The organism is Agrobacterium sp. 22-221-1 (assembly GCF_053522445.1).
This window is the reverse complement of record NZ_JBNWCL010000002.1, coordinates 279,385-301,613: the sequence shown is the minus strand read 5'-3', so window position 1 is coordinate 301,613 and position 22,229 is coordinate 279,385. Positions and strand designations below refer to the sequence as shown.

Annotated in this window: 15 protein-coding genes; 9 read left to right on the top strand and 6 right to left on the bottom strand. The window is 61.6% G+C overall.

Annotated features, from left to right (window positions below; all coding sequences use genetic code 11):
- Positions 1-27: 27 nt before the first annotated feature.
- Positions 28-1,212: an AGE family epimerase/isomerase gene (locus ACQZ5N_RS04865; protein WP_448732270.1), complete on the bottom strand. Its 1,185-nt coding sequence runs from the start codon at positions 1,210-1,212 to the stop codon at positions 28-30.
- A 433-nt stretch (positions 1,213-1,645) separates the two neighbouring features.
- Between ACQZ5N_RS04865 and bcsN the strand changes: the two genes are divergently transcribed.
- The 5 genes from bcsN to ACQZ5N_RS04840 all read left to right on the top strand — a co-directional run bounded on the left by bcsN (position 1,646) and on the right by ACQZ5N_RS04840 (position 10,730).
- Positions 1,646-2,548 (top strand): cellulose biosynthesis protein BcsN, encoded by a 903-nt coding sequence (gene bcsN / locus ACQZ5N_RS04860; protein ID WP_448732269.1) that lies wholly within the window; start codon positions 1,646-1,648, stop codon positions 2,546-2,548.
- Between the two features lie 94 nt (positions 2,549-2,642).
- Positions 2,643-4,832 carry a UDP-forming cellulose synthase catalytic subunit gene (gene bcsA / locus ACQZ5N_RS04855; RefSeq protein WP_448732268.1) on the top strand — a complete coding sequence of 730 codons (2,190 nt, stop codon included), beginning with the start codon at positions 2,643-2,645 and terminating at the stop codon, positions 4,830-4,832.
- The gene (locus tag ACQZ5N_RS04850; protein ID WP_448732267.1) at positions 4,829-7,354 is read left to right on the top strand and encodes a cellulose biosynthesis cyclic di-GMP-binding regulatory protein BcsB; all 2,526 of its coding nucleotides are present in this window, start codon (positions 4,829-4,831) and stop codon (positions 7,352-7,354) included. The genes bcsA and ACQZ5N_RS04850 overlap by 4 nt, the downstream gene beginning before the upstream one ends.
- A complete protein-coding gene (locus ACQZ5N_RS04845; RefSeq protein ID WP_448732266.1) occupies positions 7,351-8,406 on the top strand; it encodes a glycosyl hydrolase family 8 in 1,056 nt (351 codons plus the stop codon). The genes ACQZ5N_RS04850 and ACQZ5N_RS04845 overlap by 4 nt, the downstream gene beginning before the upstream one ends.
- Entirely contained in the window at positions 8,397-10,730 is a 2,334-nt protein-coding gene (locus tag ACQZ5N_RS04840; protein WP_448732265.1) for a cellulose synthase, read from the top strand. Before ACQZ5N_RS04845 ends, ACQZ5N_RS04840 begins: the two co-directional genes overlap by 10 nt.
- A gap of 39 nt (positions 10,731-10,769) precedes the next feature.
- On the opposite strand, the gene ACQZ5N_RS04835 is transcribed toward ACQZ5N_RS04840, so the two are convergent.
- The gene (locus ACQZ5N_RS04835) at positions 10,770-11,924 is read right to left on the bottom strand and encodes an amidohydrolase (protein WP_448732264.1); all 1,155 of its coding nucleotides are present in this window, start codon (positions 11,922-11,924) and stop codon (positions 10,770-10,772) included.
- 60 nt (positions 11,925-11,984) lie between these two features.
- On the bottom strand, positions 11,985-13,631 hold the full coding sequence (locus ACQZ5N_RS04830) for a GNAT family N-acetyltransferase (RefSeq protein WP_448732263.1): 1,647 nt from the start codon (positions 13,629-13,631) through the stop codon (positions 11,985-11,987).
- Between the two features lie 234 nt (positions 13,632-13,865).
- Here ACQZ5N_RS04830 and ACQZ5N_RS04825 point away from each other — a divergent pair, with 234 nt between their 5' ends.
- A complete protein-coding gene (locus ACQZ5N_RS04825) occupies positions 13,866-14,600 on the top strand; it encodes an SDR family NAD(P)-dependent oxidoreductase (protein ID WP_003524050.1) in 735 nt (244 codons plus the stop codon).
- Positions 14,601-14,636: 36 nt separating this feature from the next.
- Entirely contained in the window at positions 14,637-15,989 is a 1,353-nt protein-coding gene (locus ACQZ5N_RS04820; RefSeq protein WP_174039884.1) for an aspartate aminotransferase family protein, read from the top strand.
- A gap of 39 nt (positions 15,990-16,028) precedes the next feature.
- On the opposite strand, the gene ACQZ5N_RS04815 is transcribed toward ACQZ5N_RS04820, so the two are convergent.
- Positions 16,029-16,466, bottom strand: coding sequence for an EamA family transporter (locus ACQZ5N_RS04815; RefSeq protein ID WP_059758266.1), 438 nt, complete (start codon positions 16,464-16,466; stop codon positions 16,029-16,031).
- 183 nt (positions 16,467-16,649) lie between these two features.
- Complete coding sequence (locus tag ACQZ5N_RS04810; protein ID WP_003519920.1) at positions 16,650-17,996, bottom strand: dicarboxylate/amino acid:cation symporter; 1,347 nt, start codon at positions 17,994-17,996, stop codon at positions 16,650-16,652.
- Between the two features lie 236 nt (positions 17,997-18,232).
- Here ACQZ5N_RS04810 and ACQZ5N_RS04805 point away from each other — a divergent pair, with 236 nt between their 5' ends.
- Together ACQZ5N_RS04805 and ACQZ5N_RS04800 are read left to right on the top strand one after the other, a co-directional pair.
- The gene (locus ACQZ5N_RS04805) at positions 18,233-20,074 is read left to right on the top strand and encodes a sensor histidine kinase (protein WP_448732262.1); all 1,842 of its coding nucleotides are present in this window, start codon (positions 18,233-18,235) and stop codon (positions 20,072-20,074) included.
- A 1-nt stretch (position 20,075) separates the two neighbouring features.
- Positions 20,076-21,440, top strand: a complete 1,365-nt coding sequence (locus ACQZ5N_RS04800) for a sigma-54-dependent transcriptional regulator (protein WP_448732261.1) — start codon at positions 20,076-20,078, stop codon at positions 21,438-21,440.
- A 221-nt stretch (positions 21,441-21,661) separates the two neighbouring features.
- Here ACQZ5N_RS04800 and ACQZ5N_RS04795 read toward each other — a convergent pair whose 3' ends face one another.
- Positions 21,662-22,138, bottom strand: coding sequence for a BA14K family protein (locus ACQZ5N_RS04795; protein WP_448732260.1), 477 nt, complete (start codon positions 22,136-22,138; stop codon positions 21,662-21,664).
- Positions 22,139-22,229: the final 91 nt, after the last annotated feature.

The window sequence follows — 22,229 nt, the reverse complement described above, 5'->3', positions numbered from 1 at the left end:
GCGATGCCGCTCGCCGGCGGTCCGATATTAGCTGGCCGTCGCCAGCACAGCCTCGGCTTCATATATGGCGCAGACGATGTGATAAAACGTGCTTGCCGGCGCCGGTTCGTCGAGCATCGGCCTGTCGGCCGGCCATTTGTCGAACCACAGGCCCTTGACCGGCGTGTCGAGGAAAGGCTGCAGCGCGCCGATGGCGCTGAGACCGGAGGCGAGGTAACGCTGACGCTCCTCGCCGCTTGTGACGCTCGCAAGCCGCACCGAAGCCTTCAGCCATTCCGTCTGCGGCCATAACCGCGCCAGCCCGTCATGCACCGAAAAATCGTCGTAGAGGCTCATCACCGCCACCTTGCGGCGCGGGCAGATGCCGTAGGCCTCGCCGATCTCGAACAGCCGTTTTGCCTTGCCGATCGCATCATCGTTTCCACGCAGGCTGCCCCAGCGCACCAGAAGCCAGGCCCATTCGAACTGGTGGCCCGGCTCCATGATCCGGCCTTTGTCGCTGTCATGCGGTGTCCAGTCATGGGCGAAGAATTCGCGCAAGCCGCCATTGCCGCCATCGATGAAGCGGTTAAGCGCAAGATCGGCGATCTCGTCGGCCAGCGCCGACCACGGGCCGTCCGGGTCCTGCACCTCCCAGGCCAGCATCGCCTCGAAGAGATGCATGTGCGGATTGGAGCAGAGCGGCGTGCGCGGCGGGTTCGCTTCCTCGAAGCCGGCGACTGGATGTTTGTAGTCGCGTTCTAGGATGGCAAGGATATCCAGCGCCCGGCCGCGCATCTCGTCCCGGCGCTCGGGAAGGCTCTCGGCCGCCTGTGCGGCGGCAAACAGCGCAAAGGCCTGATTGTAGAGATCGAAGGAGGGATCGATCAGCCGGCCGGTCTGGTCGGCAAGGTTGCCGTAAAGGCCGTTTTCAAGGCGATAGACCTTTTCGAACCAGGAAAGCCCTTGCAGGAGCGCGTCTTTCCACGGCCCCTGCCAGCCGTGCTGGCCGGCGGCGGCGAAACAATAGGCCTGGCGCGGCTGCACGCGGGCGCGGCGGTCATCGGAAAAAACCGGTTTCGCATCCTGGCCGAGACGTTCGTAAAAGCCGCCATCCGGCCGCGCCGAACCCGCCTCCCACCACAGGGGCAGGGCGTCCTCATCCAGCCATTTGCGTAATCTTCCGATCTCTTCGGCAAGCGTCTGCGCGATGCTCGGAAATGGCAATGTCATGCGTCAACTCTCTGTTTTTACAGTTGAATAAAAAGCGGACCAATAAAAATACGTCATTATGGGGGCAAGTAGACCATGGGACATATTGCGCTGCAACCGTAAAATTATCGACCTGACAGGAAGCCAACCCCCGGCAGCGCGATTGGTTCCACCTTCTTCCATGGCGAACATCGGGCGGCAATGGTGATTCGCTAGCCATAAAGTGTCAGAAATTACAACGCAAATTTGAGATTGCTTATTCGTAGTCCTCACGTATTTCGTAACAATGGTCTGGTCATTAGTGATTCGGTCTCCTTTTAACCTGGGCGGCGTTGGGGAAATAAAGGGGCGTAAGGCAGTGAATTTTTCTGCCTATACTTCATTGCTGTTCTCCATTGCGGTTCTGTCGGGCTGCAATACTCCCGCGGGCGTTCGGTCCTTCGGGGGACCCCAGATGCTGTCCCCTTCCGAGGCGCTGGTTTTCCCGCCGCCCGGTGGCCCCGAAATCGTGACCGTGGTCAACCGCACCTATTCCAACGCCGTGGCGCAGCAGGTCATCTTGCGCTCCGAGGCCGCTACGCCCGGGCAGAATTACATCAAGGCGGAGTTTTTCGGTCCGCAACAGGCCGGCGATACCGGTGGCGACGCCCTGGCTTTTTCGGGTTTCAGGGCATCTTCCGTCGCGCGGGAAATCCGCGCCGAGTTTCCGGGCGAAAACATCGCCATGTCGGCAAATTACCTGCAGAACGGTTATGGCGCGTTCTCCTATGCCGCCGGCAGCGGCCGTGGCGACGATACCTGCCTTTATGGCTGGCAGGACATACGCTCGCCGGAAAGCATGCGGCAGGATTTCCGCAATCTCGGACGCATCAAGGTGCGGCTGCGCCTTTGCCAGTCGGGCGCCAGCGTCGAGCGGCTGCTGGCGGTTATGTATAATTACACAATCACCGGCACCTATGCCTCGCCCAGCTGGAACCCTTACGGCACGCCGCAGGCGGTGGATAAAAATCTCGGACGGCCGGGCCATCCGGTCTATCCCATAAAAGCGGATGAGGTGCCAATGCGGCCCGGCGGCGAGGTGACCGCGAGCGTGCCGCCCCGGCCCGTTCGTCGCACGGCTGCCGTTGCACCGCCCGCCCAGCCGGAACCGCAGCCGCTTCCACCCGTTGCTGCAGTCAGTATCCCGTCGCCCGCATCGGCTGGCGCACCCCTCCAGCCTGCAAGGCCCACGGTGGCGGGCAGGCGCCTGGATGCTGTGCCGGCGGCTAGCGGCGGGCAACCGTCGCAGGTCCCTCAGGTATCCATTCCGTCACCCGCATGTCTGTCCGGTTCGGGGGTGGCGTCAGGATGCAGGTGATCGCCGGAACCAGCGGGAAAGAGCACGCCAAGGCGCAGATCGCAAAAATTCCGGGCCGAAATTCCGGGTGGGGAAGACAACGGAAAGTTTCTGGATGAGCAAGGCCATCACAATCATTGTCTGGTTACTTGTGTCGCTTTGCGTTCTGGCCATCGTCACGATGCCGGTCAGCCTGCAGACGCATCTGGTCGCCACGGCGATTTCGCTCATTCTGCTGGCGACGATCAAGAGCTTCAATGGGCAGGGGGCCTGGCGTCTGGTAGCGCTCGGTTTCGGCACGGCCATCGTGCTGCGCTATGTCTACTGGCGCACCACCAGCACGCTGCCGCCCGTCAACCAGCTCGAGAACTTTATTCCCGGCTTTCTGCTTTATCTGGCGGAAATGTACAGCGTCGTGATGCTGGCGCTCAGCCTCGTCATCGTGTCGATGCCGCTGCCGTCGCGCAAGACGAGGCCCGGTTCACCCGATTACCGGCCGACGGTCGACGTCTTCGTGCCGAGCTATAACGAGGATGCGGAGCTTCTCGCCAATACGCTCGCAGCGGCCAAGAACATGGATTATCCGGCCGACCGGTTCACCGTCTGGCTGCTGGACGATGGCGGCTCGGTGCAGAAGCGCAACGCCAGCAATATTGTCGAGGCGCAGGCGGCGCAGCGCCGTCACGAGGAGTTGAAGAAGCTCTGCGAGGACCTCGACGTGCGTTATCTGACGCGCGAGCGCAACGTCCACGCCAAGGCCGGAAATCTCAATAACGGGCTTGCCCATTCGACCGGCGAGCTCGTGACCGTGTTCGACGCCGACCACGCGCCCGCCCGCGACTTCCTTCTGGAAACGGTTGGCTATTTCGAAGAGGACCCGCGGCTCTTTCTGGTGCAGACGCCGCATTTCTTCGTCAATCCCGATCCCATCGAGCGCAATCTGCGCACCTTCGAGACGATGCCGAGCGAAAACGAGATGTTTTACGGCATCATCCAGCGCGGCCTCGACAAGTGGAACGGTGCCTTCTTCTGCGGCTCGGCCGCCGTGCTGCGGCGCGAGGCGTTGCAGGATACCGAAGGTTTCAGCGGCGTCAGCATCACGGAAGATTGCGAAACGGCGCTGGCGCTGCATTCGCGCGGCTGGAACAGCATCTATGTCGACAAGCCGTTGATCGCCGGGTTGCAGCCGGCCACCTTCGCAAGCTTCATCGGCCAGCGCAGCCGCTGGGCGCAGGGTATGATGCAGATACTGATCTTCCGCCAGCCCCTTTTCCGGCGCGGTCTCTCGTTTACGCAGCGCCTCTGCTACATGTCGTCGACGCTGTTCTGGCTGTTTCCGTTCCCGCGCACCATCTTCCTGTTCGCACCGCTGTTCTACCTGTTCTTCGACCTGCAGATTTTCGTGGCCTCGGGCGGCGAGTTTTTGGCCTATACGGCGGCCTATATGCTCGTGAACCTGATGATGCAGAACTATCTCTATGGCAGTTTCCGCTGGCCATGGATTTCGGAACTTTACGAATATGTGCAGACGGTTCACCTCCTGCCCGCCGTCGTTTCGGTGATTTTCAATCCCGGCAAGCCCACCTTCAAGGTGACGGCGAAGGATGAATCCATTGCCGAGGCGCGGCTTTCAGAAATCAGCCGGCCGTTCTTCGTCATTTTCGCGCTGCTGCTGGTGGCGATGGCCTTTGCCGCCTGGCGCATCTACAGCGAGCCTTACAAGGCGGATGTCACGCTCGTGGTGGGCGGCTGGAACCTGCTCAATCTCATCTTTGCGGGCTGTGCGCTCGGTGTCGTCTCCGAGCGCGGCGACAAGTCGGCGTCGCGGCGCATCACAGTCAAACGGCGTTGCGAAGTCAAGCTCGAGGGTAGCGACGCCTGGGTGCCGGCTTCCATCGATAACGTCTCGGTGCATGGCCTGCTGATCAATCTCTTCGACAGCGCGACAAACATCGAAAAAGGCGCGACGGCAATCGTCAAGGTCAAGCCGCACAGCGAGGGCGTGCCGGAAACCATGCCTGTCAACGTGGTGCGAACGGTGAAGGGCGAGGGTTTCGTGTCGATCGGCTGTACCTTCTCGCCGCAACGCGCTGTCGATCACCGCCTGATCGCGGACCTGATCTTCGCCAATTCGGAACAGTGGAGCGAATTCCAGCGGGTGCGCCGCAAGAACCCCGGCCTTATCCGTGGTACGGCCATCTTTCTGGCCATATCGCTCTTTCAGACGCAGCGCGGCCTTTATTATCTGGTCCGAACGCTTCGGCCTGCTCCCAGAGACGCCAAACCTGTCGGAGCGGTAAAATGACCGGCCGTAAACCCATCCGGGATTCTCTGGCAATGTTGATATGGGGGGCCGTCGCCACGGGGGCGATGGCGCAGTCCTCCCCCTTCGACATGTCGCCGGAACGGCCCGCCCAGACGGCTCCGACACCCGTGCCGCCGTCCGCCGTTGCGCCTGCCGCGCCGCGTCAGCAGCCACCTGCCCAGATGCCGGTCCAAATTCCGGCCCAGGCGCCGGTCCAGACGCCGTCTCAGCCATCCGTCCCGCCGCCATTTGCGGTTCAGCCCGCGCCGCAGCCGCAACGGCGCCCAGTCGTTCCGTTGCCGCCGCCGGTTGCGGCTCCTCCGCGTCAGGACGGCGCAAGACCTCTTCCGGCAACGGCTCCGTCGCTCAACGCCGACAGCCGCCGCCGATACATCCTGCCCTATGAAAAGCTCAGCCTTTCCGGGGAGATGGACAGGCGGCAATGGAGCATCTATCTGACGCCGGAGCAGGTGAGCGCCGCCGTTTCGCTCAATATCGGTTATCAGAACGCTATCGTGGTTGCGCCGGAAAGCTCGAATTTTCAGGTCAGCCTGAACAATGTCGCGCTGGATCCGGCGCGTATCGAAGCGCCCGACAGCGAGGGCAATGTCTCCTTGAAGATCCCGCCCGGCGTCTTGCAGGTCGGCTCCAATGTCGTGAGACTGGGCGTGCAGCAGCGCCACAGGACCGATTGCACGATCCAGTCCACCTACGATCTGTGGACCGATATAGACCCTGCCAATACCTATATCGGCTTTAATGCGGATGTCGCCGGAAGCTTTGCCAATATCGACGATATTCAGGCAACCGGGCCGGATGGCAAGGCGATGACATCGATCGAGATTGTCGCACCGGCGCTCGGCAATCCGGCATTTGCGGATTCCCTCCTGCGTCTTTCACAGGCGCTGGCGCTCAGAACCCAGATGCCGAACCAGACGATCCGTTTCGTGGCGGCTCCTTCCGCTGAACGCAAGGCGGGCACACTGACGGTCTTCGTCGGCACCGCCCGCGAGATTGCCGGCATCGCCGGAACGCTGCCCCCCGAGGCTTCAGCGGGCGCTTTCGCCGGCTTTGGCGCCGCCGCGCCGGGCGGTCTTTCACCGCTTTTCGTCAGCGGCCCCACCCCGCAGGCGGTGCAGGCGGCAATTGAGACGCTGTTTTCGTCGATATCGCGCACACCCGGTGCGCAGAGAACGACTTTTTCGACCCGAAGCTGGCATGCGCCGGATGTGCCGCTCGTCATGTCGGATCGCCGTATCGCGCTTTCCGAACTTGGTTTCGAAAGCACCGAATTTGGCGGCCGGCGTTTCCGCAACGAATTTTACGTCGGCATGCCAGCCGATTTTTATGCGTCCGCCTATGGTGAGGCGTCGCTTCTCCTCGATGCCGCCTATTCGTCGCAGGTATTGCCGGGCAGCCACGTCGATATCTACGTCAATGACCAGATCGCCTCGACCGTGCCGATTTCCAACAATGGCGGCGGCATTTTCCGGCATCTGCCGATCAATGTGACGATGCGTCATTTTAAGCCCGGGCCGAACAAGGTGACCATCGAGGCAGTGTTGATGACGGCGCAGGATCAGGCCTGTGCCCCCGGCGCGCCCGCCAGCACCACGCCGCGTTTTGCATTGTTCGACACGTCGGAACTTCATATTCCGGACTATGCGCAGATCGGCCGAAAGCCGGATCTTGCCGCTATGGCGGGGGCCGGACAGCCCTATCGGACCGGCGGAGCGCCTGTTGCCCTGTCGCTCGACCGTTTCGACACCGACACCATGTCTGCGGCAGCCACGCTTATCAGCCGGCTGGCAAGCGTGGCGGGGCATCCCATCGACATCGAGACTGTCGCCTCGCCGCTGGTGATCGGCGATCGCGACGCGCTGTTCGTCGGCACGATTTCGCAATTCCCGCAGGCATTGATCGGCCAGTTCAATCTCGTTCCTTCGAGCCAGATATCCTGGAAAATGGGAACCGGCGTTCAGCCGCCCGCCCAGAGCAGCGAGACCCTTTTCAACGACTGGCGCGAGCGGGTGGACGGCGGTGTCTGGGAGGGGCAGGTGTCTTCTCTCGAGGAATGGATGAAGCGGAATTTCGACCTGAGTTCGGATACGCTGCGCTTCCTGCCGGCCGCCGAGCAGCTCTATGCGCCGCCAGGCAATGTCTCCTTCATGATTGCCCAGGGACTTAGCCCCTCCGGCGAAGGGGTGTGGACGCTTGCCACTGCGCCGACGTCCGCCGAACTTCTTGACGGCATGGCTGCGATGACGCGGGAAAACCGCTGGCGCGGCGTCACGGGACGTGTTGCCGCTTACGATGCCGCTGCCGAAAAGCTTGAAACGGTGGAGGTGGAGCGACCGTATTTTTACGTCACGCGGGCGTTTTCCCTTTCCAACTGGAGGCTGGTCGCCGCCAACTGGCTGTCGTCCAACGTTCTTTCCTATTCGCTGGCGTTCATCGGTTTCGTATCTCTCCTCGGCCTCGCCACTTTCACGATGCTGCGCATGATGGGACGGCATCGATGAAGAACGGGATCTCGAAACTGGCCGGCATTTTCTTCCTGTCCATGATGACGGTGATTGCAGGTATTTCCGTCAGCCGCGCCGCTTCGGTTTCGCCGGAGGCGTGGTCCGCCTATAAAGGCGTTTTTCTCGATCCCGGCGGCCGCGTCATCGATACCGGCAACGGCAATATCAGCCATAGCGAAGGCCAGGGCTATGGCATGTGGCTTGCCGTGCTTGCCGACAACCTGTCCGACTTCGAACTGATCTGGAGTTTCACGCGCACCGAACTTTTGGTGCGTGACGACGGGCTTTCCGCCTGGAAATGGGATCCGCGCACCAGACCACATGTAACCGATATCAACAACGCCACGGATGGCGATATTCTGATCGCCTATGCGCTGGCGCTGGCGGCCGGGCAATGGAACCGGCAGGATTATGCCGAAGCATCCGCGGCCATCGCATCCGCCATTCTCAAGAAGACGGTGGTGCAACGCGGCGGGCGAACGCTGCTTCTGCCGGCGGCCAGCGGTTTCGACGAGGATGACCGGGAGGATGGGCCAGTGGTCAATCCTTCCTATCTGATTTTCGAGGCCTTTCCGGTGCTCGATCTTGTTGCGCCATCGCCGCTTTGGAAAGCGCTTGCCGATGACGGTGTGGCGCAGATCGGCACATTCGCTTTCAGCGATAGAAAACTGCCGGCCGACTGGGTATCGGTGAAGACGAAGCCGCAGCCGGCATCGGGCTTCCCGCCGGAATTCGGCTATAATGCGGTGCGCATACCGCTTTACCTCGCAAGGGCGAATATGGGCTCGCCGGAGCTGCTCGCCCGGCTGAAAGGCGGCATGACGCTGGAAAGCGGCGCTGCCGGAATCTTCGATCTGAAGAACGGAGCGGTCAAGGATGTCCTGTCCGATCCCGGTTATCGCATCATTCCGGCGCTTGCGGCCTGTATCGGCGGCGGGCCGGCCGTTTCCGCCGAACTTAAAAACTTCCAGCCAACACTTTATTATCCTTCCACATTGCATCTTCTGGCATTGTCGTTTCTGGCAAGGAATAACGGGGAATGCCGATGAACAAGCCACTGTCGACCTCGGCTCTCATTCTGCTTCTGATAGCGCTCGCCGCCTTTCACTGGCGCGACAGCATTCTCGGGCGGGTGTCGGACGTGCATACCTCGGCGGTCGGCGACAACCGGGCGGTACAGCGTGTTTTGCCGACGGCGGCCAATCCGGCGCAGATCAACGCTTTCGTCAAGAGCCGTGAAATGGCGCAGGTAACGCAGCCCGCGACACCGCCGGTCACTGTGCCGGCGACCGACCCCTTGCCGGTGACACAGGCTGGCGGGCAGGCGCCGCAAACACAGACGGCGCAGACGCCGGCCCCCCGTGCTACCCAGCCTGCATCGGCCGATATGCCCGAGGTCGATCTGAGTGCGTTGCGCTATTTCGCGGCGAGGGGCGATACGCAGCGTCTTCAGGCCGAAATCGCGCGCCTGCGCACGCTTTATCCCAACTGGACGCCGCCTGCCGATCCTCTCGCCATTCCCGAAAACGGCGATCCTCGGCTCGACGCCATGTGGCAACTTTATACCGACGGCCGTTATGCCGAAGTGAGGAAGGCGATTGCCGACCGCCAGCAGGCGGAGCCCGGCTGGCAGCCGCCCGACAATCTGACGGGCATGCTTGCCCTTGCCGAAGCGCGCCAGCGGCTCGTCAATGCTTCCGATCTCAAGCAATATGCGACAGTGGTGGATACGGCCGCCAATAATCCCGGCCTGCTGACCTGCGGCGAGGTCGATGTGCTGTGGCGGGTTGCCGATGCCTTCGCCAATACCGACCGGATGGGACGGGCGCGCGACGCCTATCTCTACATCCTCAACAATTGCACGGTCGCCAGCGACAGGCTCGCCACCGTGCAGAAGGCATCCGCGCTTTTGCCGGCGGAAATGATGGACGAACTGCTGGCCAAGGAAAAACCGGGCGCCGACGGTCAGCTGGAATTCGAACCGGTCAAGAACGATCTTGCCCGTCAGTTCGTGGCCAAGGCAGGGGAGAAAGAGGGCGTTGCCGTTCCTTCGGCCTATGTAATGCGGCTTCAGCGGCTTGCCGAGACCGACAAGCTTGCAAGCGACGCCCTCCTGCTCGGCTGGTACAATATCCGGCAGAAGAACATGACGGAGGCGGAAAAATGGTTCCGCAAGGCGCGGGAAGAGGAAGACAGCGCATCGGCCTCGCAGGGGCTGGCGCTGGCGCTGATTGACCGTAACGAGCCGCGTGAGGCCGAGGACGTCATGTATAAATGGCGCAAGGCATCCGACGATGCGCTTGCGACATATCTCGCCGCAACGGCCAATCTTCTCGCGCTGGAGCCGCCGGTCGTTCTGCCGCCGGAGGTGCTGCAACGTATCGCCGCCGAAACGGTGGCGCGCAAGGATGCGGCGACGGCGCAGCAATTCGGCTGGTACTCACTTGCCTTCCGGCAGACGCCGCTTGCTTTGCAATGGTTCAGTACGGCCCTTGGCTGGAAACCCGATGATGAGCCGTCAGCCTACGGTATGGCGGTCAGCTATCACGATCTTCGCAATCTCGCCGGCCTGCGTGGCATCCAGCAGCAATGGGGAGGCCGTTCGCAACGTATCGCCGATGTGGGAACGGCGCGCATGGTGGACCAGTCCGGGCAGGCGGTTGCTCCCATAACCGCGCCGCCGGTTATCGCACAGGTGACGGCGCCGCCCGTGCAGACCAGTGCACCGCAGGGTGAGACGGCGGTGGTCTACAACCCACCTGTCGTCCAGCAGCCTGAGCCTTCGCGCAAGCAGGCGCGCCGCCCCGCGCAGGTGCAAAGGGAAACCAGCGCCGCATCGCGCCCGCGTTCCTGCGCGGCCTATCCCGATCCGCAACGTCTGCCGCCACAGCAGGCGCTCGATCTCGGCTGGTGCCTGATGGAGACGAACCGGCCGGCGGAGGCTCTCAAAGCTTTCGAATCCGCAATTGAAAGCGGTCAGTCCAATGTCAAAAGCGATGCAGCCTACGGCCAGAGCCTTGCCTATCTGCGCATGGGCTTGACGGACCATGCAGCCGTCTCGGCGACGAAATCGCGTATGGATCGCCCACGCGCGACGGAGCTGCAGGTTTCGATCCTTGCCGATCGAGCGGTTTCCGCGTTCGGGTCGAAGCGATATGCCGAAACGCTTCTTCTGCTGGACCAGCGGGCGCGGCTGGCGGATGAGCGCACGGACCTGATGGTGCTGCGCGGTTATTCCTACCTCGCCATGCGCCGTTATGGTGAGGCCGCCCAGATTTTCGAAAGCCTGACGGCTATCGGAAACAAGGATGGCATCCGGGGGCTGGCTGCGGTGCGTGCCGCCCGGCCGAGCAACGGTCCCCAGGGCGGCTGACGGGCGGCTGATCGCGGCTGGATATAGCCGCTGCCGTTGCTATTTCGCGTCGGTGAGGTTGCGGATGATGCGCATGAAGATGCGCGCGCCAATGCCGATCAACGCATCCGGAAAGTCGTAGTCCGGATTGTGCAGGTTGGGATAATCCCGACCGGCGCCGAGAAAGAACATCGCCGATGACGAAACGGCGCGAAAGCGGCCGAAATCCTCGGAAGCCCGCATGGGCAGACCCTCCGAACCGTGGGAGATTTTCTCCTCGTCCAGCGCTCGCCGGATATGCCCGACCGCGTCAGGCGCATTTTCGCAATGCAGGAAAATATCGTCATAGGTGATGTCGAGCGTCAACTGCTGTTCGTCCGCCACCTTTCTAGCCAGAGTTTCCGCAGCCTCGCAGAGTTTTTCCATCCGGTCGTCGGTCAGTGTCCGGAGTGTCGCCCAGATTTCAGCATCGGCTGGGGAAATGCCGAAGGCGGCTTCGCCCATCACGGCATGGGTGATCGTCACCATCGAAAAATCGGGCTCTGGCGGGAAACCGGAGCCCAGTTCGGCCAAGGCCGGCATCAGCCGGGATATTGCCCGCATCGGGGAAATGCCGTGTTCGGGCGAAGACGCATGCGCCGTCTTGCCGGAAAGGTGGATTTTGATGCCGCGCGACGCGCAGTTGACCGGTCCCTCCACCACGCTGACATGGCCGAAAGGCAGGCCAGGCAGGTTATGGAGCGAAAAGGAATAATCCGGCTTTATCTGCCCAAAACGCCGGTCGGCGAGGACGGCGGCGGCGCCCGCGCCAGTTTCTTCCGCCGGCTGGTACAGAAGGATGACGCGGCCTGTCGCGGGCCGCTGCCGGGAAAGGCCAAGCGCCAGCGCCGTCAGGATGGTGGAATGACCGTCGTGGCCGCAAAGATGGCCCTTGCCGTCGGTGCCGGAGCGGTGTTCGGCGTCACTCTTTTCGTGAATGGGCAGGGCATCGAGTTCCGAACGGATCAGGATCGCCGGGCCGCTTTTGCCGCTGTCATAGACCGCAGCCACGCCGTGGCCGCCGAGATCGGCGAAAAGCTGGTCGGGCTGCGCCTGATCGAGGAAAGCGCGGATGCGCCGCGCCGTTTCCTTCTCCTCGCCGGAAATTTCCGGATGACGGTGAAGATCATGGCGAAGCTCAATGAGATCGAGCATGTCCTTGTTGGTCAGAAACATCAAAAATCCTTGCAAGTCGTCAGGCCGGTTTTTCCTGCCGCAACTTACAGGGCGTAGCCTTTAATGCAAAACCTTTGGCGGGTGCCAGCGTTTGCCCGCCGCTTTCGGCTTGATGGCGAGCGTGACGACATCGGCTGGCAGCGGAACCTTGGCTTTTGCCAGTTCCAGCCGGGCAAGGGCTGCACGGGCCTTCTCCGCATATTCCAGATGCGCCGCATCGTCCGAATGATAGTGCTGCAGTCTGTCGAGGATTTCCGCACCTTCCATCGTTCTTTCGACGGCAATCAGCGCTACGGCGCATTTGTAAAGCGCCTCCCGGTGGAAGGGCGCGCGATTGGTCACCTGGCGGAAGGCCTCGGATGCCTCATGGTAATGCTGCTGCGCCAGCCGGGCCTCGCCGATACGCAGCCACAGGACGACGGGTTCCTGCCCGGCGGCCAGGAGGCTGAGAAAGGCGATTTCGGCCTCCCGGAATTCGCCCCGGTCGAACAACAGATTGGCGAGCCCGAATTGCGCGCCGAGATGGTCAGGTGCCGCAGTCAGCACCTGTGCGAAGGCAATATTGGCGGCTGCCTTCTGACCGGTCTTATAGAGTTTGAGGGCCTGTTCGTAGACAAACCGGATGCTGCGCGGGTGAAGCGTGCCGCCGAGATTGTCGCCCGAGCGGGTGCGGAACAGCGTGCAGCTCAGCTTCTGCTCCTCCGGCCCGAAGAAATATTTGTAAGGCTCGTTGCCGCGCAGGAAATCATAGGTTTTGAAACCCTGCTCGATTGCCCTGCGAATACAATGGCCATGCAGCACGAGGCCGGGGGAAGGGGTCTTCCAGTTCTCGTCGCGGCCGGTGATGTAGAACAGCACCGATTTCTTCTGGCGGTCGATGATATTGGCGAGCGCGCCGAGCGGCTGGTCGCCGAACCAGAGCACCGGCACTTCCAGATCGCCACGGATATAGACATCCATCAGCATCTGCCGTGTCGCGCCGATCAGGAGTTCCGTGCGTTCCTTGCCCTTGTGCGGCGCCCAGCGGATGCGCCAGAAATCGAACAGAATGTCCATATCCCGCTTGATTGTTTCCCTCGTTGCAAAGGTGATGCGATATTCGTCGCCGCCCTCCACTTTTCTCAGGAAACGCCTCAGCTTCTGCCGGGTCTGGCTGCTCATATGGCTGTCGAGATAGCCGTCGAAGGTCTCCGGCAGGGCCACCACCGGGCAGATGCAATTGTTGATGTTGTAGGGGTTGGTCGGCATGTTGTCGCGAAACATGACGAGCGGGCCCTGAAGTGCGCGGATCATCGCCTCGCGGCGTTCCGGCGGGCCGGAAAGATAATCGAGCTTCAGCTCGGTCCAGTTCTGCTGGCGTATATAGGAACAGAAACCGGCGACTGCGTGATTTTCATAGTCTGGCAGGGTGATGAAACCCGTGTAATCCGCCGCCGCATTGCCGGCCATGACGATGCTGTCGTGGAAGCGTCCGGTTTTCTTGTCCGGTTCGGTGACGATGCGCAGCGGGAAAAACGCCACATAGGGCGAGCCTTCCGCCCGTTCGCGCAGCGCAAGAATGAACCAGCGCCTGCGGCGCGGCATATAATCCCTCAGCCACCCCCAGGAGAGGAAATGCCGGGCATGGGGATCGGCCATGAACACCGCATCCCAGTTTTCGCGGATCGCCTCGAAGCCGGCGTCCGTGTCGATGATATCGATGCGCATTCGTCCCCCTCCCAATACTGATCACACATTCGGGAGGCTTCATTTTATGGGTAAACGGTCGGCTTCAAATATTCCGTTCGGGTGAAAGCCGTGCATCAAATGGGATTAGCCCGTCGCCGATCCGCCATCGCTGCGCCGCGACAAAAAAGACCTTGTCAGCCGGTGGCAGCGCTCTAACATGCGGGGCTGAATGCGCGGCCGGCTCAACGGTCCGCATGGCACAGGAGTTCTCACATGGCTGTTCCTTATATGCTTCTGACCGGCGCAAGCCGCGGAATAGGGCACGCCACCGTCAAGCTGTTTCAGGAAAAGGGCTGGAGAATTCTCACCGTATCGCGGCAACCTTTCTCCGAGGAATGCCGTTGGCCGTCGGCGCGGGAGAGCCACATTCAGGCCGATCTGGAGGACCTGTCCCGCATTGACGATCTGGCGGACGAGGTGCGTTCACGCCTGCCGGAGGGAAAGCTTGCGGCGCTTGTCAACAATGCCGGAATTTCGCCGAAGGGTGAGGGCGGTAGCCGTCTCGGTGTCATGGATACGACGGCGGAAATCTGGACGCGGGTGCTGAACGTCAATCTCGTTTCGACGGCGCTGCTCGCCCGCACGCTTTTGCCCGAACTGGAAGCGGCAAAAGGCTCCATCGTCAACGTTACATCGATTGTCGGCTCACGGGTGCATCCTTTTGCCGGCGTGGCCTATGCCACGTCGAAGGCGGCGCTCGCGGCGCTGACGCGGGAACTAGCGCATGAGTTCGGCCCGCGCGGCGTGCGCGCCAATGCGATTGCGCCGGGCGAGATCAACACCGCCATCCTCTCCCCCGGAACGGCGGAACTGGTGGAAGCCCAGGTGCCGCTCGGGCGGCTCGGCACCACGGCCGAGGTGGCGCAGACCATCTATTTCCTGTGCTCGGAGCAGTCGAGCTACATCAACGGCGCGGAAATTCACATCAATGGCGGCCAGCACGTCTGACACGCCGAGCATCAACCGAAAATGGAGCCTTCATCGATGACCATCCTGCCGAATTCCGTCGAGGCACGCGATATCGCCTATCAGATGCATCCGAACGTCAATCTGCGCAAATTCGAAAAGACCGGCGGTCTGGTGATCGAGAGCGGCGAGGGCATCTATGTCACCGATAGCAGCGGCAAGCGCTATATCGAGGCGATGGCGGGGCTGTGGTCGGTGGCGCTCGGCTTCGGTGAACAGCGGCTGGTGGAAGCGGCGACGAAGCAGATGCAGAAGCTGCCCTATTACCACACCTTTTCCTACAAGACGCACGGCCCGTCGGTCGATCTGGCCGAGCTGCTGATCGAGCTTTCACCGGTGCCGATGTCCAAGGTGCATTTCACCTCCTCCGGCTCCGAGGCCAACGATCTGGTCGCCAAGATGGTCTGGTATCGCTCCAATGCGCTGGGCAGACGCGACAAGAAGAAGATCATCGGCCGCATCAAGGGGTATCATGGTGTGACGATTGCCTCGGCCTCGATCACCGGCCTGCCGCGTAACCATGAAAGTTTCGACCTGCCGCTGGACCGCATGTTGCATACGGCCTGCCCTTCCTATGTGCATTTTGGAAAGGAAGGGGAAAGCGAGGCGGATTTCACCGCGCGTATCCTGAAGGAGCTGGAGGATCTGATCCTCCGCGAAGGCCCGGAAACCATTGCCGCTTTCTGGGGCGAGCCGGTAATGGGCGCCGGCGGCGTGCTCCTGCCGCCGGAAGGTTATTGGGCGGGCGTACAGGCGATCCTGAAGAAATACGATATTCTGCTTGTGGTGGATGAGGTGATCTGCGGTTTCGGCCGAACCGGCAAAATGTTCGCCTGCGAGACCTATGGCATCAAGCCGGATGTGCTTGTCGTCTCCAAGCAGATTTCGTCGTCCTATATGCCGCTTTCGGCAATCATCATGAATGACAATTTCTACCAGCCGATTGCCGATGAATCCGACCGTATCGGCTCCTTCGGCCATGGTTACACCGCCTCCGGCCATCCCGTCGCGACGGCTGTGGGGCTGGAAAACCTGAAGATCATTCAGGAGCGCGATCTGGTCGGCAATGTCGCCCGGCTGGAAGGCAAGTTTCTCGATCATCTGAAGGCGCTGGCCGATCATCCGCTCATTCATTCCTCGCGCGGTATCGGCCTGATCGGCGCGCTGGAGGTGAAACCGTGGGAGGGCATGAAGCCGGGCGATACCACGCTCGCCCTTGCCGCCGCCATCGAGGAAGAGGGTGTCATCACCCGGCCTATCGGCGAATCCATCTGCTTCTGCCCGCCGCTTATCATTACGGCCGAACAGCTGGACGAGCTGTTTGCCGGCGTGAAGCGTGGTCTCGACAAGGTTGCGGCTGCCCGAGGCTGACGACTCCAGCGATTGTGCCGGCCGGTTTATCCGGCCGGCCTATCCCCGATAGGCCACAAGCACCGCGCCGCAGGCGATCAGCACCACGCCGAGCCAGTTGGGCAAAGACAGCCTTTCGCCCAGAAACAGCACCGCAAAGACGGCGACAAACACGACGCTCAGTTTGTCGATAGGCGCGACGCGGGCGGCGTCGCCGAGTTTAAGCGCCCGGAAATAACATATCCACGATGCCCCGGTCGCCAGACCGGAGAGCACGAGGAACACCCAGGTTTTACCCGAGATGGTGGAAGGCTGCTGCCAGTTGCCGGTGATGTAAACCATCAGGCCGGCGGCGGCGAGAATGACGACGGTGCGGATGAGAGTGGCGAAATCGGAATTGATATTTTCGACGCCGATCTTCGCAAAGATGGCGGTCAAAGCCGCAAAGGCCGCCGATAGCAGCGCCCAGAATTGCCAGGCCAGAAACAGGTTCTTCATGCCGCCACTCCGCTTATCGCATTGGTTACGCTTCGGCTCTATCGCATCTTCCGGCCGATAAAAACCCCATTGGGTGGGTGCGAGCCTGAACAATGAAAGCCCGGCGCATCCAGTCGATGCGCCGGGCTTTCCATATGTGCCTGCCCGGAGAAACCGGGACAGGCCGGACCTTGGGAGGTCTTATTATTCGGCGGGCTGCACCGAAGCCGGAAGCTGATCCACATCGGCGATGCCGGTGAACTCTTCCTGGCCGCTCAGCACGCGGGCGAGCTGATCCTGATCCAGTTCGCCTTCCCAGCGGGCGACGACGATGGTGGCGACCGCATTGCCGACGAAGTTGGTGAGCGCACGGCATTCCGACATGAAGCGGTCGATGCCGAGGATCAGCGCCATGCCGGCAACCGGAACCGAAGGCACAACAGAGAGGGTTGCCGCGAGCGTGATGAAGCCCGCGCCGGTGATGCCGGCGGCACCCTTGGAGGAGAGCATGGCCACGAGCAGCAGCAGGATCTGCTCGCCGAAGGACAGGTGGATACCGGTCGCCTGCGCGATGAAGAGGGCTGCCAGCGTCATGTAGATGTTGGTGCCATCAAGGTTGAAGGAATAACCGGTGGGGATGACGAGGCCGACGACGGAGCGCTTGCAGCCGGCCTTTTCCATCTTGCTCATCAGGCCCGGCAGGGCGGCTTCGGAAGACGACGTGCCGAGAACCAGAAGCAGTTCTTCCTTGATGTAGCGGATGAGCGCGACGATGGAGAAGCCGTTGTAACGGCATACCGCACCGAGAACCACGAACACGAACAGGAAGGACGTGACGTAGAAGGTGCCGATCAGCATCGCGAGGTTGGTGACGGACGAGATGCCGTATTTGCCGATGGTGAAGGCCATGGCGCCGAAAGCGCCGATGGGGGCGGCCTTCATCAGGATCGCGACCAGCTTGAAGATCGGATACATCAGGGCGTGCATGAAATCGGTGACGGGCTTGCCCTTTTCGCCGACGATGCCGAGCGCGATACCGAACAGAACCGAGAAGAACAGCACCTGCAGGATATCGCCGCTGGCGAAAGCGCCGACGATAGTGGTCGGGATGATGTTCATCAGGAAGCCGGTGATGGTCTGCTCATGGGCCTTGTCGGCGTAGGTCGCGACGGCCTTGGCATCCAGCGTGGCCGGATCGATGTTCATGCCGGCGCCCGGCTGCACGGTGTTGGCGACGATGAGGCCAACGATGAGCGCGAGCGTGGAGAATACGAGGAAGTAGATCATGGCCTTGCCGGCCACGCGGCCCACCTTCTTCATGTCGTTCATGCCGGCGATGCCGGTTGCGACGGTGAGGAAGATGACGGGAGCGATGATCATCTTGACGAGGCGGATGAAGCCGTCGCCGAGCGGCTTCAGCTGTTCGCCGAAGGCCGGATAGAAATGGCCGAGCGCGATACCGGCGATGATGGCCACCAGAACCTGGAAATACAGGTGCTTGTAGAATGGCTGCTTGGCGTGGCCTGCGGCCACGGCTGTCGTATCGATCATGTTTTTTCCTCCTCGGCCTCACCCTGCCTTTATTGGCCTCCCGGGATCGCCGTGACGTTGACGGCTTCGCGCCGATTGCGGAGTCATGTGCAATACGCATGCCAGACTTGCTTATTTGGTGTAACTGGCTGATTTCAAAAGTAGTTTTTATTGGCGCTTCATCGGCCGACATGCATTTGTGCGGAATTCCGGACAAAATCTCTTGCGGTCTGTGTGTAAATCCGCACAATTGTCGCATGACCTATCAGGATCAGGCATCTCATTCCCATGCGAAGCGGCGGGCGCAATGGCTGGCGCTGGCGGGCCTGTGGCTGCTCGTCAGTCTTGGCGTTCTGCTGGTGGCCGATGAGTTCGCCCGCAATCAGGCGCTGCGCATGGCCGGTTCCGAAGCCGCTACGGATGCCGAACTGAAGATTGCGCTCCTGAATGTCGCGCTGGAGCGGCCGCGCGCCATTCCGCTTGTCCTCTCCGGAGATCCCGATCTTGCCGCCGCGCTGGATGGCGGCGGTGCTCCTGCCCTCGACCGGTTGAACCGCAAGCTGGAGGGGCTGATTGAAGGCACACAATCCTCGGTGATCTATGTGACCGGGCCGACCGGATTGACCATCGCGTCGAGCAACTGGCGGCAGGACGACAGCTTTGTCGGCTCCAATTATGCTTTCCGCGAATATTTCCAGGCGGCGATGAAGACAGGCATGTCCGAACATTATGCTCTCGGCAATGTCAGCCGTCGGCCGGGTCTTTATATCTCCCGCCGCATCGATGCCGCCGATGGGCGGCCGCTTGGCGTCGTCATTGCCAAGGTCGAGTTCAATCGGCTGGAGACAGACTGGAACATCGGCGGCAAGCCGGTCTATGTGGTCGACAGAAACGGCGTCGTGCTGATGACCAGCGTGCCGGAATGGCGCTTCAAGACTGTTGCGCCGATCGATGAGGCGCGGCGGAAAATCATTTCCGAGAGCCTGCAATTCGGCAATGAGGCGCTTTCAACGCTGCCGTTTCGCGCGGCGCGGCGCGCGAGCGAGGGTGTTCCGCTCATTCATGTCGATGAGCCGGGGAGGGAACGCGGCGATTATCTGCGGCTGGAAGTGCCGGTGCCAACCACTTCATGGACGCTGCACTATCTCCAACCGGTCGCGCCGGCGCTGAACGCGGCCATCCGCGAGGGCAGGGTGGTGGCGCTGGCGACGCTGATGCCGCTGATGGCGCTGTCGGCCCTGTGGCTCTGGCGCAGGCACAAAGCGCTCAAGGAAAAGGAAGAGGAGCAGCGCGCCCGCGCTGAGCTGGAAATGAAGGTGCAGGAGCGGACCCGCGATCTGACCAAGACCCGCGATCATCTGCAGGCCGAAATCGCCCTGCATGAAAAGACCTCGGGCGAGTTGCGTAATGTGCAGCACGAACTGGTGCAGGCCAACCGCCTTTCCATTCTGGGGCAGGTGGCGGCGGGCGTGGCGCACGAAATCAACCAGCCAGTCGCGACGATCCGCGCCTTTGCCGACAATGCCCGCACGCTACTGAAGCGCGACCGCATGTCCGAGGCCAACGAAAATCTCGAAAACATCGCGGCACTGACCGAGCGCATCGGCACGATTACCGGCGACCTGAAGATATTGGCGCGCAAGGGCCGCACCGCCGCCGAGCCTGTCAGTGTCCGACTGGTTATCGAAGGTGCGGTCATGCTGTTGCGCAGCCGCTTCTCCGGGCAGATGGATGCGCTGGATATCGTGTTGCCGGATCAGGACCTGAAAGTGCTCGGCAGCCGTATCCGGCTGGAGCAGATCCTCATCAATCTTCTGCAAAACGCGCTGGAAGCCACGGAAGAGACCGGGGCGGCCCGTGTCGAAGTTCGGGTGCGCGAGGAAGGCGACATGGTCGTGCTTTCCGTCAGCGACAATGGCACGGGCATTGCCGAAGCCATCCGCGCCCAGCTTTTTTCGCCCTTCAATACCTCCAAGGAAAGCGGCCTCGGCCTCGGTCTCGTCATCTCCAACGATATTGCTTCGGATTATGGCGGGCGTATCGAGGTGGCGAGCAGCAAGGCGGGCACATGTTTTTCCGTATTTCTGAAGCGAGCATGACATGAGGGTGGATGGAACCATATTCCTGGTGGACGACGACTCCCAGCTGCGCAAGGCGATGGTGCAGACGCTGGAACTCGATGGATTGCCGGTCACGTCGTTTTCCCGCGCAGAACAGGCGCTTGCGGCCTTGAACGAGGATTTCGACGGCGTCGTCATCACCGATGTGCGCATGCCCGGCATGACCGGGCTCGAATTTTTCGACCATGTCCGCAAGATCGATGCTGATCTGCCGGTTATCCTCATCACCGGCCATGGCGATGTGCCGATGGCGGTCGATGCGCTTCACAATGGCGCCTATGATTTCATCGCCAAGCCATTTCCCGCTGAACGCATGGTGGAAAGCGCCCGCCGGGCGCTGGAAAAACGCCGCCTCGTGCTGGAAAACCGGGCGCTTCGCCGGGCGGCGGGACAGGCTGAGGACGATCTGCCGCTGATCGGCCAGACGCCCGCCATGGAGCGCCTGCGCACCACGCTGCGGCACATTGCCGATACGGATGTGGATGTACTGGTGGCGGGCGAGACGGGCAGCGGCAAGGAAGTGGTGGCGACGGCCCTTCACCGCTGGAGCAAGAAACGCTCAAAGGGTAATTTCGTGGCGTTGAATTGCGGGGCGCTGCCGGAAACGGTGATCGAGAGCGAGCTTTTCGGCCATGAGCCGGGGGCTTTCACCGGCGCGCAGAAAAAGCGCGTCGGCCGCATCGAACATTCGAGCGGCGGCACCCTGTTTCTGGACGAGATCGAAAGCATGCCTCTTGCGGTGCAGGTGAAGATGCTGCGTGTGCTGGAAATGCGCGAGGTCTCGCCGCTTGGGTCGAATGAGGAGCGGCCGGTCGATATTCGCGTGGTCGCGGCGGCCAAGGTCGATCTTGGCGATCCGTCCGAGCGCGGCACGTTTCGCGAGGACCTCTATTACCGGCTGAATGTGGTGACGCTGTCCATTCCGCCGCTGCGCGAACGCAAGGCGGATATTCCGCTCTTGTTTTCCCATTTCGTCACCAAGGCCGCCAACCGTTTTAACATGGCGGTGCCGCAGATCAGCGCCGGCATTTCCCGCCGCCTCAATGACCACGACTGGCCGGGCAATGTGCGCGAACTCGGGCATTTCGCCGAAAGAGTAGTGCTGGGGCTGGAGACGGAACCAGCGGAGCCGCCCGCATTACGATCCGTGATACCCGCCTCCGGCACCTTGCCGGAACGCATGGACGAGATCGAGGCGCGCATCATCCGCGAAACGCTGGAACAATCGAATGGCGACGTGGCCGAAACGATTGCCACCCTCGGCATCGCCCGCAAGACCTTTTACGACAAGCTGCAGCGCCACGGCATCAACCGGGCGGATTATGTGAAGAACGGTGTGGCGTGAAATGGTGCAAGGCGGGACTTATGGCGACGGCCTAGACTCTTGATCGTCATGCTCGGGCCTGTCCCGAGCATCTGCAACTTTTGATTTTACGGACGCGAGTGGATCCTCGGCACAGGGCCGAGGATGACGCAGAGTTCGGGGCGGCTCTCACTGAAAAGCCGCAGACTTTTCCGTCTGCGGCCTGACAATAACAGCTACAAGTGTGCTCAATGGCTGGCGGATCAACCCGCTACGCAGAAATGGCGCTGGCCGTCATAATCCGTATAGGTGCCGGTGCGGGTGTTGAAGCTCCGGTAACGCTGCGAGCAATAGTCGTACCAGGCGTTTGTCCAGGGCTCGATGGTGCGATAGGTGCGGCGCTGGTTGTAGACCGGGCGGCTGTCGTAAACCGGCTGGGCGCGATAGACAGGCGCGGGGCGGTAAATCGGCTGCGGTGCTGCGCGATAATAACGGTAATCCGGCTCTTCATCGACATAGCTCGGCTCGTCGACATAGACGCGCTCGTCGTAGGCTGGAGCCGGACGCGACATTGCGGAGCCGACGGCGACACCGGCGGCAAGGCCGAGCACGCCACCCAGAATGGCAGCATCGCGACGGTCGCGGCGGTCCCAGTCGCCAGCGGATGCGCTGTTGAAGGGCACAATGGTGGCGGCGGCGAGGGCGACAGCCAGAACGGTTTTAGCTGCAAAGGACGACATGGTGTGTTCTTCCATCCAGGTGGCAGGGCGCTGCCAGTTGCAAATTCGATGGTTAAGGAAATACAGCCCGGCTGCTGAACGGGCGCTGAAT